Origin of the sequence: Clostridium manihotivorum (genome assembly GCF_004015185.1) — a bacterium.
Classification (GTDB): Bacteria; Bacillota; Clostridia; order Clostridiales; family Clostridiaceae; genus Clostridium_AR; species Clostridium_AR manihotivorum.
On sequence record NZ_CP025746.1, the window covers coordinates 5477193 to 5491630 of the forward strand.

Below are 14438 nucleotides of genomic sequence, written 5' to 3' on the forward strand. Positions count from 1 at the left end.
TTCCAACAATCTTCTTAGACACCGATTTAACTTTTAATCCAAAGATAAACTAATTATTAATAAAGTACAAATATGTAAGCGATTCTTAAAGTATTTTTCAGCTAACTTAAAGGTATATATATTTTTTATATTAGTACATCTATTTTTAGCATAACAAATTCCATACTTGAAATCTATTACTTAAAAACAATAGACCATCCCTTGCTATATTAATAAATTAACGTTATTTTTCGTAGTTGCTAAAAGGCACTATTCTAACTTCTCGCGCTTTAGCATAGACAATCTTATTTTCTAAGTATACACAGATATAAAAACAAGCTATGTTTAGGAATATTGTTGAATTTAAGTAATCATGAAAGAGATGCTACAGGAGCGGGCTATTAGTAACTTTGCGCAAGCTCATTTAAGCATAGGATGACTGACCACTTAATTTCAACAAGGCACCTTAATAAAGCAAAAAAATAAAACTTGGAGGTAATATATTATGATTTCTAAAATAAAATCCTTTAGACCACTTCTATTAGCAATGGCATTTTTATTTACCAGTGCTATGCCTAATTGGACTACTGTAGCAAAGGCTGCACCTTCATTGACTTCTGATTTCAAGCAACTTAGCTCCTCTCAAATTGTTTCAGCTATGGGCGCAGGTTGGAACTTAGGTAATCAACTTGAAGCAAATAACAATGGTACTCCTAGTGAAACTGCCTGGGGCAACCCAACGGTTACTCAAGCCTTAATCCAAAAAGTTAAAGCTGCTGGCTTTAAGACTATCCGTATACCTGTATCTTACTTAAAAGCAATAGGTAGTGCACCTAATTACACTATCGATCCAACTTGGTTGTCTAGAGTAAAACAAGTAGTTGACTACGCTTATAGCCAAGGCTTATATGTAATCATTAACATGCATGGTGATGGTTATAAGTCAGTAAGTGGTTCATGGCTTATCTGCGATTCAAGTGACCAAGCTACTATTAAAACTAAATATCAAAAGGCTTGGCAGCAAATAGCTAATACCTTTGTAAATTATAATGAACATCTCATTTTTGAATCAATGAATGAAGAATTTGATGGAACTTATGGCACACCTAACACCACTTATTACTCAAATATAAATGCTTATAATCAAATTTTTGTTGATACAGTAAGACAAACTGGTGGTAATAACAGTGCAAGATGGCTTCTTATTCCTGGCTGGAATACAAACATTGACTACACCGCTGGAAACTACGGCTTTGCTCTACCTAAGGATACTTACAGATCATCAACTGTACCTAGTTCAGAAAAAAGAATAATGATTTCCGTACATTATTATTCACCTTGGGATTTCTGTGGTGAAGAATCAGGCAATATAACTCAATGGGGAGCAACTGCTACAAACACTTCAAAGAAGTCAACTTGGGGACAAGAAGACTATTTAAACTCTGAATTTAAATCAATGTATGATAAGTTTGTAACCCAAGGTTATCCAGTAGTAATAGGCGAATATGGTTCAGTAGATAAGACAAGTGCAGATTCAACAAACAATACCTATCGTGCTGCTTTTGCAAAAGCTGTATGCTCTACTGCAAAAAAATATGGTTCAGTTCCTGTATACTGGGACAACGGCTACAACAGTCAGTACGGCTTCGGTCTATTCAACAGATCCAATAACACTGTAACTCAACAAGGAATCATCAACGCTATAATGAGTGGTATTAATGGCAACTAATGTACCTTTCAACTTTGCTTACTTTTTAAATAGTGTTTATAAAGTCTCTAAATCAACTATACCTTTATGCATTACAACTATGTGAATAAAAAATGGACAATTTATATTATCATACAAATTTTAGTTCAATAAAAAAAGGCTATATTATGGTACTTAAATAGAGTCTAAAAAGAAAATAGGAGGTATGTTTTATTATGTCAAAAGTTAAATCATCAAAACTATTCCTACTGGTTGTGGCTTTCTTATTAGCAAATGTTGTTCCTAGCTGGGGGGTAGTGGCTCATGCAGCTACTACTTTAACCAGTGATTTTACGCAATTAAATTCTTCTCAAATTGTTTCCTCAATGGGTGCAGGCTGGAACTTAGGCAACCAGCTTGAAGCAAATAACAGCGGTACCCCTAGTGAAACTGCTTGGGGCAATCCAACGATAACTAAAGCATTAATTCAGAAGGTGAAAGCTGCTGGTTTTAAAACAATACGTATTCCAGTTTCTTATTTAAACACAATAGGAAATGCTCCTGATTACACTGTTAATCCAACTTGGCTTGCTAGAGTAAAAGAAGTGGTAGATTATGCTTACAGCGAAGGCTTATATGTAATCATTAATATGCATGGTGATGGTTACAAATCTGTTAGTGGTTCATGGCTATTATGCGATTCAAGCGACCAAACCACTATTAAAGCTAAATATCAAAAAGTATGGCAGCAAATCGCAAATACTTTCGTAAATTACAATGAACGCTTGATATTTGAGTCTATGAATGAAGAGTTTGATGGTACCTATGGTGCACCTAACCCTAATTACTATTCAAATGTAAACGCCTACAATCAAATCTTTGTTGATACTGTAAGACAAACTGGCGGCAATAACAGCGCAAGATGGCTGCTTATACCTGGTTGGAACACAAACATTGACTATACAGTAGGTAACTACGGTTTTGCACTTCCTACAGACAATTATAGATCAGCTACAATTCCTGCTTCAGAAAAGAGAATAATGCTTTCCGCTCACTACTATTCTCCTTGGGATTTCTGTGGAGAAGAATCTGGAACAATAACTCAGTGGGGAGCAACCTCTACCAATAGCTCAAGAAAATCAACTTGGGGCCAAGAAGATTATTTGACAGCTCAATTAAAATCTATGTACGACAAGTTTGTAACTCAAGGATACCCAGTTGTACTAGGCGAATATGGCTCAGTAGATAAAACTAGTGCTGATTCAACTAACAACACTTATCGTGCTATCTTTGCAAAAGCAGTATGCTCTACAGCAAAACAGTATAGTGCTGTTCCAGTATATTGGGACAATGGTTATAATGGTGCATATGGCTTTGGATTATTTAATAGATCTACCAATGCTGTAACTCAGCAAGGTATTATTGATGCTATAATGAGCGGCATAGGTACAACAATATCTCCAAGTTCTACAATTACCCCTACCACAGCTACCTTCGATGTAAAAGCTTCCGCTCAAACTGATATATCTGTAACTATGAGCTTAAATGGAAATACCTTAAATTCAATATCTAACGGCTCAACAGTATTGGTAGCAGGTACAGACTATACTGTTTCAAGCAATACTGTAACTATATCTAAAAATTATCTTGCTAAACAGCCAATTGGTACTACAAATCTTACCTTTGATTTTAGCGCAGGTAATGATCCTGTTATGGGAATAAATATAATAGATTCCTCAGATCAATCTGCAAGTATAAAAATACAAGAATTCAATGGTACTACAGTGGCTTCTTCCAATACACTTAATCCAAAATTGAAGCTTACAAATACAAGTACATCTTCTATAACTTTATCAAATGTAAAGATACGTTACTACTACACTGCAGATACAGATAAAGCACAAAACTTCTTCTGCGATTGGTCTACAGTAGGCTCAAGCAATGTTACTGGAACCTTTGGTAAGTTATCAACAGCAAAGACTGGTGCAGATTCTTACGTTGAAATAGGCTTCACTAGTGGTGCAGGTACTCTTGCAGCTGGTCAAAGCGTAGAAATTCAAGTTAGAGTCTCTAAAGTTGATTGGAGTAACTATACTCAAACTGGAGACTATTCCTTCAACTCTAGTTCAACTGCTTATGCAGATTGGAACAAGGTTACAGGCTACCTTTCCGGAGTATTAAAATATGGAGTAGAACCTTAAATTAATGTAATTTAGACTTTTGTAAAAAATTCACTAAAGTTATTATTAAAATTAAAAATTAAAGCTCTAGCAATTAGTTGATCACTTGCTGCTAGAGCTTTATATTTTCATTGCTTTTTAAGATATAGATGTACTACTTCGTAATACAATTTATATATCCAAATTCTTCTCTCAAAATTCAGATAAGTTTTGGATATAGATTTCGTATTGGTAGTTTATTCTTATATATATTTAGCATATCTCTTTAATATCTTAGCAATAGGTAACCCAAATACTAAACCTATAACAATTTGAGTAACATTTCCTGGTATTGATTGCACTGGTGCTACCCAATTTCCGTAAAGAACTCCCTCAGTAATGTAATATCCAAATATCATCCAGATTCCAGATAAAATAATGGCAGCAATATTTAACACAATACTATTGCCTTCTTTCTTTCCACTCCAAGCTATAGCTCCTACCATGTAGCCCATAACTCCTCTTACTACAAAAGTAAATGGTGCCCATAGAGCCCAGCCTGAAGACAAATCAAAGATTGCCATACCTATAGCCCCTGCTATGGCTCCTTTTTCCTTTCCAAATACTATTGCAGTTATAAATAACATTGCAGTTCCAAGATGAACTAGCCCCCCATTAGATACAAAAGGTAATCTAATCTTAATTAAGGAAGTTGCTACAAAAAACAATGCTATTAGTAGCGCTGTCTGCACCAAGTATTTGGTTGTAAATCTACTTTTCTCTCTATTTATTTCCATTATCTTGCCCCACCTTTATTTACTATTTTTATTATTGTTATTGAAATTAGGTAGTCATGAAGGATATGCTATATGATAAAGCTCGTTTAAGAATCGGATTACTGACCACTTAATTTCAACAGGGTATACAAATATCTTAATAATATATGATTTTTAATTACTCAGTTAAATACTGATTATATAAGCTCACCAAGTTTTTGTCTGTTTCAAAACCTAAATCTTTTAAGCCTTTATCAATTATACTTAGAGCATAAACTAACTTATCTTCACGAGCATTCTCTCCCATATGACCTATTCTTAAGATTTCATTATAATATGGTTTCAGTGAAGTTATTATTAAAGTATTGTAACTTTTCAACATATGCTCTTTAAGTTTTAATGCCCCTATATTTTCTGGTATTCTTACAGCCGTAACGGTGTTTGAATATCCATCAGATAAAAATAACTCTAGCCCATATTCTCTTATAGCCTTTCTTACTGCATTTGCACATCTTTCATGTCTTCTAAGGACATTTTCAATGCCTTCTTCCAAAATATTATCTGCAGCTTTACTTAGACCCATAATATCACTTATAGGCATAGTGTATGGAAACCATTTGTCTTTATAGTAGTTTTCCCAGATGGTCAAGTTACAATAAAATCCTGTTATAGGAGTTTTTCTATTATTCATAGCTGATTTAGCTTTCTCACTGACGCTAACCATAGTAAGTCCAGCTGGTGCTGAAAAAGCTTTCTGTGATCCACCTAAAGCTATATCAATCTTCCACTTATCCACTCTTATATCCTCGCCTGCCATAGCTGAAACAGAATCTACAACAGTTAATATGCCATACTCATTTAACAGAGGACATATTTTAGACAAATCATTCAGAACACCTGTAGGAGTATCGCAATGAACTATAGTTGCATACTTAAAGTTATGATCCTTATCTAAGAATTCATTTAGTTTATTTATATCTATAGCTTTGTTGTATTCATCTGAAAAAAGTACTCCTTCACCTCCATACATTTCAACAAAATCTTTAAATCCTCTTCCATAGATGCCATTGTCCAATACAAGCACTCTATCTCCAGGTTCAGTAAGAGATGCACAGGCTGCTTCTAAGCCTAAAATTCCTTCTCCGCTTAATATGTATACTGGGTTTTCGGTTTTTATTATCTTCCCAATCTTATCACAAGTATTCTTGTAAAATTCTACGAATTCTTCGTCAACATCTGGATTTGTAGTGGCCTTTGCCCTCTCTAATCTCACGTTTTCTCTCACACTAGTAGGACCTGGCGCATAGACAAATTTATCATTCATCAACAATACCTCCTATTTTCTTCCGAATTTATAATATTAATAAAATATCATAAAAAACTAAAAAAGTGAATTGTATCGATACAATTCACTTCATAATCATCATTTATTATAGTCAAAACGTAATGAAATATAGTTCTTATATTATAATGCCTAACTAGTTCTCTAAAAATTCCCCTATTGACCAATCTTTCTTGTCTATTAAGATATTTTCAGCCTTAACATTCTTTCCAACTAATCTTTGTATTACATCCTTATCAAATAAATAACTTCCAACTATATAATAGATAGCATCTTCTGTTTCAACCAATTGTTCAAGCTTCTCATAAAATTCTTTCCTAGATCTTACCCAATGATTATTATAATCTTCGTCTTGTAGCTTATCTAACTCATCTCTATAAATAAATTCTTTCGATGAATCTACATTTACATTTATAACATAAGGTACATTAGTTTTATCATTTTTATATGAGAGGATAATAGGTCTCATGGCTGCAATTCCTACTCCCATGGAAAGTAGAATAACAGGTCTATTTTCACGTCTCAAAGTCAATACAGAGCCTAGTTTGAATAATACCACTTCATCCCCTATTTTCAGTTCAGCTAATTTACTTTTATACTGAGAAGGAGAACTTGGAAATCTTGTTGTAATCCCAATTTTACCCTCACTAGGCAAAGTCATTATGGACATATGTCTAACCAAATCCCTATTAGGCTTTTCACCAGCATCAAAACCAACATGGGCAATATGGGTATGTGCACCTTCTTGCCAATTAAAGCCTTCTGGCCTTTCAAAATAATAAGTTTTAGTTCCCTTTGCTTCATTAACAATATCTATTACTTTTATATTATGTTTTATCATATATTTCACCTCATTGATAATAACTCTCATTTAATAATAACACTATATCTACTCACCGTCAATTGAGTTTACAAAAAGCTTATTAATATATTATATTACAAGCTAATTATCTAGCTTTCACTATAGTGTTTTAGCATAGGATGACTATCATATAAAAGTTTGTATATCTTACTGATAACTTGATTTTATATTTATAAATACAAAAGACTAAAAGCTCGTGAAAATCCTGAGTTTTAGTCTTTACTTTAAATTATTGTTTTAGCTATGCTTAGGATTATTGTTTATACTTCATTACTTGTGGTAATCCTTACTCCAAATACTCTTCCTGCAATCTTTTCTTTACTTGATAAGAACTTGACTTCAACCTTTGACTTTCCTTCAGTTAGACTCTTTGGTATAGGATAGAACTTATTAAATAAGGTTTGTGGATTGCTAGCATTTAATAGTTCCTCTGCTATCAAAGTTCCATCTACATAAATTCCAAATTCTCTAACATATCTTGATCCATTAATGAAACATTCCTTATCTTCACCCCAATAAGTCACTGCTAAGTATACTTCACCATCACTTCTTACATTCATCTCATAGCTAAAATATCCTCCGTCCATAGCTTGACGCCAGCCCTTTCCAGCTTCACTAGAATAATCAGAGCTTGAATTTTCCTGTTTTAGCTTATGTTCTATTTCTGGCTGCTGTTCATTTGGATTAACTTGATCTATCGTTACTTTGTTTAAGCTTTCTTCATAGTCCATTTCAGTAAGCTGTGCTTTTTTATATTCTTCTGGTGTCATTCTTGTCCAATAAATTGTGTATCTCTGATGATGAAGCATGTAAAAAGGAATCAAAGTATATTTTTTATGTCCAGGCTCTGCTATGGCTTCAGTTTCAAAGTTCAAGCTAGTACCTTCAACTGGCTTTATACAATTTTCAAATTCATCTGTCACTAAGGCGGAAACCGCAATTCCTGGATAGTGGTTTAACTTCAAATGATCATCCAAAATATCTGTCTCTGGAAAGTTTTCTCTTCCAAGTGCTCCTGCAAGTACTAAAGGTCCATACATAAAGGCTATTTTATGAGAATCATCCTTTGATGTATACACATGCACATTCATAGGCAGGGATACTTCTATAACATCGCCTTTTCTCCAATTGCCTTCTATAGCTATATATCCCATTTCTGAACCTGTATACTCTTCTTTGCCGTTTACAACTACTTTAACTTCTCCACTTACCCAGTAAGGAACTCTTATATTTATAGTCATGAACTTTTCTTCTGCTTCTTCAAATATAAGTGTTGTTTTATCTTTTTCAGGAAACTTAGTCTCTTGTCTTAAAACTATCCCATTATCCTCTAACTGTATTCTTGAAGCAATATATAGATTTATGAAAAGCTTATCCTCTTCTCTATAGTATATATTCCTTGTGTATCTTCCTGGATTCTCCATTCCAGTTCCTGTACAACACCAAAAAGAATTGTCCGGTGAGCAATAAACCTTAAAATGTCCTGGCTGAGTGGATACAAAGTAAGTCTTCATACCTGACTCTGGATCTTGAGAGGCAAGTATATGATTGTATAGAGCATTTTCATAGTAGTCAATATAGTCAGCCTCATGCTCCCAAGCAAATAGATGTTCTGTAAGCTTTAGCATATTATAAGTGTTACAGGTTTCAGCTGTAGTAACCCCTAATCTTTCTGTGCTTGGCTTTCCAAAATGTTCATCTATACTATTTCCTCCTATTGCATAAGAACGACTCTTAGTAACTACCTTCCAAAAGTACTTAGCAGCATTTTTGTATTTTTCTTCTCCTGTAAGCTCATATAACTTTGAAGCACCTATAACCTTTGGTATCTGAGTATTAGCATGCTTTCCTTCTAGCTCATCCTGAAGTTCAGTTAAAGGAACTAAAGTTTCCTTGTGATAAAATCGCTTAGCTAATTGCAGATAGTCTTCATTTTTAGTAATCTCATAAAGTTTTGCCATGGCTTCACACATACCACCATGCTCACAATATAACATCTTATCAAATTGTTCCTCTGTAAGATTGTCAGTTCCTTTTTTAGCCCAATCAGAAAGTTTCTTAACTACTTCAAGTGCTTGTTCATTACCTGTAAATACATAAGCATCTATAAGTCCAGCAAAAATCTTATTAATGCTATACCAAGGAACCCAGCTGTCACCAAGCTCAAATCTATTAACATTAAAGTCTCCACTAAAAACCTTTACGAAACAATCTTTTGGAAAGCCACTAACATATCCTTCCTCATCTAGGCTCTGTAGATATGCAAGTTCAGATACCGCGTACTTAAGCTTATCATTTAATCTCTCATCCTTATCTTCCACGTACATAGTAGCTAAGGCTGATAAAAAATGCCCTAGTGAATGTCCACTTATAGGTTTTGACTCCCATCCACCATATCTAGGCTTCTTAGGTTTTTTTCCTATCGCTTCATAGCAAGGTGCTAAAAGTCTATCCGCATCTAAATAAATAAGATATTCTTTGCCTTTCTCTTGAGATTGTTTAAATATACCATCTAGTAATTGCACTTTTTCCATAAATATCTCAACTCCCTTTAAAAATATTTCATTAGTAACTTTCTATTCTCTATGTGCTGTCTCACTTCAATACTATAAGAATAAGTTATATCCTATTAACTATAGACTATGTCGAAAAATATAATTAAAATTTACTGGTTATACAGAAGATGCTATATGAAATTCTCCAACAGCACCTATACCTTAGGATAAAGTCTATTGTTTCTTAAATATTAAAAGGTGCACTATATTAGTTTTACAAACAAATTAATACACTGTACAATACTACTATGACACAATAAAAATCCCTTGTCGGTAGACTATATTAACAAAAGGTGGCGAAAATTGACCAATGAAATATCTAAAAGCTGATATTAGTTCTCCTTTAATTTTCTCTAATTGTGGTAACTTCACTTCTGATAGTAAATGGTTACATATGGAGAGAACCATAGACAACTATGAGCTTATTATAATGAATAAGGGAACTATGTATATAGAACAAGATGATGAAAAGTATGAATTAAAGGAAGGGGAATTATTACTATTAGAACCATATCGTAACCATAAAGGATATGACTATTCGGAAAAAGGAACCTCCTTCTTTTGGCTCCATTTTTATTGTAATGACGATTGTACACTTTATAATCATGAGGAAGCTATGACTGAGATATCTATGGCTAAAAGTAATCCTTATTTTAATGGTTTAAACTCAAGTGTACTTATTCCTACCATATCAAGGAACTTAAATTTAGACAGAATAAATGTGTTATTCAGGCAACTGATGCATCTATCGCAATCAACGTATTATACCAGTCACAGTGTAAACTATAACCTTACCTCCCTCTTAATAGAAGTCACTGAACAGGTCCTGTTAAACTTTGATTCTTCTGTTAAGAATGCTAAGGATGAAGACATATTACCTGAAATATTGCAATGGATAAAGATTCATATAACTCAAAATATATCACTGCAAAATGTATCTTATGAATTCAACTTTTCCAAAGAATATCTAGCTCGTTATTTTAAGAAAAGAATGGGGATGAGTATGCAGCAATATATAAATAACTTAAGAATATCCAAAGCCAAACAGCTATTATGCAACTCAAGCTTAAATATAAAAGAAATCGCTGAAGAATTAGGCTTCATTGATGAAAAATACTTTCTTAAGCTATTTAAGAAATATGAAAACTTAACTCCAAAGCAATTTAGAAATGCTTATAATATGACCTTTATTAATAATGTATAAAAGTTCGTTAAAATGATTATCTTTAGCGGACTTTTTTCCATATCTGCCAAATATAATTTTTTTGCGCATCTGCCTTTTCGAATGCATATGAGGAAAATTTGGCAGGCGACATAATTTTTCTTTTTTATTCATTCTCCAATCTATACATTTAAGGCATATACATATAGTTATGTATAGCTTTATCTAAAATATAGTCTTCTAAAGAATAAAAGTTCTTAACTTGTTATATTTATAACTTTAAAACAATATAACAAGTTAAGAATTTATTGGAAACATCAGGGTTTGAATGATATTTGAGTACTATGATTTAATATATTTAAACCTCTTTAAGAATTCTTCTTCATCTAGAAAGCTTATGTTATGACCTATAGCTTTCAGATCCGTTGCTCTTCTAAGCTTAATACTCATTTCTTCTTTGCGTAAACTCTCTATATCCTTCATATTAGTGACTAGAATAGTAGTCTTTTTACTGACAGAACTTCCTGTAGCTCCACCAAGTTTTCTTACAACTCTCATAGCTTCATCCCTGGACATAGAATTTAATTTTCCAGTAAATACTACTACCTCATCTTTAAAAGCCTCTGTTATTAATTCATCAAATGCTCTATTTTTTTTATAGTCATGAATTTTATTAGAGGTTTTATACACCTTCCCCTTAGTTGAAGATGTTTTATACTCATTTCTATCTACATATCCTATAGTTACCCCTAGCAGCTTAGATATTTCGTCAATATCGCAGCAATTTAGCTCTTCAGATATATTAAGAAGTATATTGCTACAGGCTAGAGCATCGTATAATGCATCATGGTGCTTAAACTCATAACCTAAAAAGTCATTTACTGTGTTAAGCTTAGCATTTTCAATACCTTTATAAAAGCTTTTAGCTAGTTTCATGGTGCATATATATTGAAATGTAGGAAGCTCAATATCATAAAGCTCTGCAGTTTTTCTTAAAACCGATATGTCAAAGGAAGCATTGTGAGCTATTACTAAGTTACCATTGAAATGATGCTTAATCTTTTCCCATACTACATCAAACTCTGGCTCCTTCTCTACCATAGCTGGCCTAATTCCATGAATTCCAATGTTTATTGGCATAAATCTCATCTCCATAGGTCTTATCAAGTGATGTATTCTCTCTACTAATTGTCCATCTTTTACAACCACTATACCTATAGAACATGGACTATTTCTCTTTTCATTTGCAGTTTCAAAATCTATTGCTATAAAATTCATATATTCTCCTGTTATAAGTAGTCTACGGCCTTTATGTTAGCCTTCGACATACTATGCTCAATCTTTTCCCCAACAATATTGAATATTATCAAAAAAATCTCATTAATATGTATCTATTTAGTTACCTTGTTCTTACTTTTTATTATATGTTTGTATTCATACATACGTCTATCAGCAATTTTTATCAATTTATCAAATTCTTTATCTTCCTTAGGATAATTAGCAATACCATAACTATAGCTGCATATAAATCTTTCTCCTCCAAAGCTTATGTGATTCTTTCTAAAATCATCGATTAATTTTTCAAATCTATTGGTTAAGCTTTCTAAATCTACATTAAAGAATACTCCAACAAATTCATCTCCACCAAATCTCCCTATAATATCAGAATCTCTAAGAAGTCCAGTCAGTCCTCTAGCAAAGGATCTTATAAGCTCATCTCCAGCTAAATGTCCATAGTTATCATTAATAAACTTAAGTTCATTCAAATCAAAAACTACTACAAAAAATTCTCTTACCTCCATGCTATCCTTAGCAATGATACTTTTCACTTCTTGCTCAAAATAGCTTCTGTTATACACATTAGTTAATTTATCATACCTAGATAAATATATAGTTTCTTCATAGAGTTTATGTTTAGATATTGCAATAGAAGCTTGATTACCCATATATTCCATTAGTTCTCTATCTATTTCGTCAAAGATATTACTATAAACACTATCTATATTGATAAAACCATAACACTTATCGTCTATAAAAATTGGGGCACTTATAGCAGATTTTATTTTTATTCCATCCTCTGTATCCAACATACCTGTAGGATTAATTTTGTCTATATCATTAACAATTACTGTCTTATGAGATCTTTCTTCTTCATTGAACCATCCATCTTCTAGCTTTATTGAGAATCTCTCAATTTCCTCTGCCTTATATCCTTTAGCTACAGCTATCTTTAAATTTTCATCATCATCTAATACCAGAACAGAACCGCAGCTTCTCGGGTCAATGCAATTAATAACCTTATCTAATATCAGTTGAAGTAACTCATTAATATTAGATATTTCATTAATGCTATATCCTATCTTTAACATAGCTTCTTTTAAAGTCATTAGCTTATCTATTCTTTCTCTACTTTTCTTCTGTTCCGAAATATCTAGAATTACTCCTATTAGGCCTTTATTATCTCCATGCTCATTTGTAACTACAGATTTGCAGAAAATAACATCGTGCTCAGTGTTGTCACTATGCATAAGTCTTGACTCATAAACCTGAGTTTCTCTACTTTCCATTAAATTTTTATCAGCGTAATTATAAATCTCTGCTGATTCACTTTCAAATATTTCATAGGCAGTCTGCCCTATAACTTGTTTCTTTTCAATTCCTATGTATTCTATAAAAGCAGCATTACAATGGTTATATACTCCATCTTTATCTTTCGAGTATATAGGATTAGGAATTGCATCTATAAGAGTCTCGATAAAATTCAGATTATCAGCTAAGGCTTCTCTTTGTAATAGCAATTCAGTAACATCATTGAAAATTAATATCTTTCCGATGACTTCACCATTTTTTTCATATACTTTATTAATGTTAAGTCTATAATATTTTAATTGCTTGTTATTTTCTATATTAATTATACTTTCATTACAAGAATCATTATTTGCCGCTAGTAATAACTCCTCATAATTCTTAAATACTTCATCAAATTTCTTATCCCCAGCTTCTATATACTTTAGCTCTGATATAACCTTTTTAGCTGCGTTATTAAAATTCACTATATTATTTTCATAATCAAGTATTACAACTCCATCTAACATGTTAGAAAAAACCTTTTCTAATGCTATTGGTGTTATTTTAAGCAACTTAAATTTCAATATAGCAAAGCTAGAAATTAAACCAGAAATAGAAAATGCGAAGGGACATAAATCTAAACGAAATGGCAAAACTTTAAACATATAAATTATGTCTGAAACCCATGGAATAACCCAGGCAATCATTAAAAACACCATTTGCTTTTTTACGATTGATACAGCCTTAAAATATGCTGATAAAAAAGTAATTAAGCCTAGTACCATTATTGAATACGTATATGCAATATTCACCCAATACCAAGGCCCCTGTACTATCTCTACCATAGGAAAAATACCACTAGTATTCATAGATAGACTTTTATAAAAGAGATGATGAAAATCATTGGTATAGTTTAGTACCAATATAATAATAGGAATAACATACAGTAAAAATAATCTCCTATCTTTAAACCTCCCTCTATACCCATTAAAATTAATGGCAAATAGCAACCAAGCTACAGGTAAAAAAGATACCCCTAGATATTCTACTTTAATCCAAAACTTTACTGCTTCAATGCTTGTACATAATATTTCAAAGGCATATCCAAAAGAGTAAATAGCTACAGGTATTAAAGCTATAGCAGCATACTTCTTATCTCTCTGCCATGAAAAATAGCCTAACAGCAGTGAGATCAAAGCTGATGCCAACAAGATTATACTCAAAAAGTAATTAACATTCAAAAAAATCACCTCTTCTAACTATTATACTAAAATATTCCTCTACAGCTAAATAAAAACACATAAAATAATGAAGCTACATGCTAATAAATAGGCACATAGCTCCATTT

At 32.5% G+C, this 14438-nt stretch carries 9 protein-coding genes; 3 read left to right on the plus strand and 6 right to left on the minus strand.

The window, feature by feature from the left end:
* Positions 1-484 precede the first annotated feature (484 nt).
* Together C1I91_RS24410 and C1I91_RS24415 are read left to right on the plus strand one after the other, a co-directional pair.
* A complete protein-coding gene (locus tag C1I91_RS24410) occupies positions 485-1708 on the plus strand; it encodes a glycoside hydrolase family 5 protein (RefSeq protein ID WP_238475885.1) in 1224 nt (407 codons plus the stop codon).
* A gap of 194 nt (positions 1709-1902) precedes the next feature.
* Positions 1903-3867, plus strand: a complete 1965-nt coding sequence (locus C1I91_RS24415; protein ID WP_128215246.1) for a cellulase family glycosylhydrolase — start codon at positions 1903-1905, stop codon at positions 3865-3867.
* Positions 3868-4088: 221 nt separating this feature from the next.
* On the opposite strand, the gene C1I91_RS24420 is transcribed toward C1I91_RS24415, so the two are convergent.
* The 4 genes from C1I91_RS24420 to C1I91_RS24435 all read right to left on the minus strand — a co-directional run bounded on the left by C1I91_RS24420 (position 4089) and on the right by C1I91_RS24435 (position 9339).
* Positions 4089-4622 carry an ECF transporter S component gene (locus tag C1I91_RS24420; protein ID WP_128215247.1) on the minus strand — a complete coding sequence of 178 codons (534 nt, stop codon included), beginning with the start codon at positions 4620-4622 and terminating at the stop codon, positions 4089-4091.
* 157 nt (positions 4623-4779) lie between these two features.
* Positions 4780-5925, minus strand: a complete 1146-nt coding sequence (locus C1I91_RS24425) for a pyridoxal-phosphate-dependent aminotransferase family protein (protein WP_128215248.1) — start codon at positions 5923-5925, stop codon at positions 4780-4782.
* A gap of 154 nt (positions 5926-6079) precedes the next feature.
* Positions 6080-6784 (minus strand): FAD-dependent oxidoreductase, encoded by a 705-nt coding sequence (locus tag C1I91_RS24430; RefSeq protein WP_128215249.1) that lies wholly within the window; start codon positions 6782-6784, stop codon positions 6080-6082.
* 281 nt (positions 6785-7065) lie between these two features.
* Positions 7066-9339, minus strand: a complete 2274-nt coding sequence (locus C1I91_RS24435) for a glycoside hydrolase family 127 protein (RefSeq protein ID WP_128215250.1) — start codon at positions 9337-9339, stop codon at positions 7066-7068.
* A 331-nt stretch (positions 9340-9670) separates the two neighbouring features.
* Between C1I91_RS24435 and C1I91_RS24440 the strand changes: the two genes are divergently transcribed.
* On the plus strand, positions 9671-10564 hold the full coding sequence (locus tag C1I91_RS24440; RefSeq protein ID WP_128215251.1) for a helix-turn-helix domain-containing protein: 894 nt from the start codon (positions 9671-9673) through the stop codon (positions 10562-10564).
* 300 nt (positions 10565-10864) lie between these two features.
* Here C1I91_RS24440 and C1I91_RS24445 read toward each other — a convergent pair whose 3' ends face one another.
* Positions 10865-11800 (minus strand): exonuclease domain-containing protein, encoded by a 936-nt coding sequence (locus C1I91_RS24445; RefSeq protein WP_128215252.1) that lies wholly within the window; start codon positions 11798-11800, stop codon positions 10865-10867.
* Positions 11801-11913: 113 nt separating this feature from the next.
* On the minus strand, positions 11914-14340 hold the full coding sequence (locus C1I91_RS24450; RefSeq protein WP_338032578.1) for a histidine kinase N-terminal 7TM domain-containing protein: 2427 nt from the start codon (positions 14338-14340) through the stop codon (positions 11914-11916).
* Positions 14341-14438 lie beyond the last annotated feature (98 nt).

Coding starts and splice junctions, on each gene's coding strand:
- C1I91_RS24410 (WP_238475885.1), top strand. CDS start 485: ATGATTTCTAAAATAAAATCCTTTAGACCACTTCTATTAGCAATGGCA.
- C1I91_RS24415 (WP_128215246.1), top strand. CDS start 1,903: ATGTCAAAAGTTAAATCATCAAAACTATTCCTACTGGTTGTGGCTTTC.
- C1I91_RS24420 (WP_128215247.1), bottom strand. CDS start 4,622: ATGGAAATAAATAGAGAGAAAAGTAGATTTACAACCAAATACTTGGTG.
- C1I91_RS24425 (WP_128215248.1), bottom strand. CDS start 5,925: ATGAATGATAAATTTGTCTATGCGCCAGGTCCTACTAGTGTGAGAGAA.
- C1I91_RS24430 (WP_128215249.1), bottom strand. CDS start 6,784: ATGATAAAACATAATATAAAAGTAATAGATATTGTTAATGAAGCAAAG.
- C1I91_RS24435 (WP_128215250.1), bottom strand. CDS start 9,339: ATGGAAAAAGTGCAATTACTAGATGGTATATTTAAACAATCTCAAGAG.
- C1I91_RS24440 (WP_128215251.1), top strand. CDS start 9,671: ATGAAATATCTAAAAGCTGATATTAGTTCTCCTTTAATTTTCTCTAAT.
- C1I91_RS24445 (WP_128215252.1), bottom strand. CDS start 11,800: ATGAATTTTATAGCAATAGATTTTGAAACTGCAAATGAAAAGAGAAAT.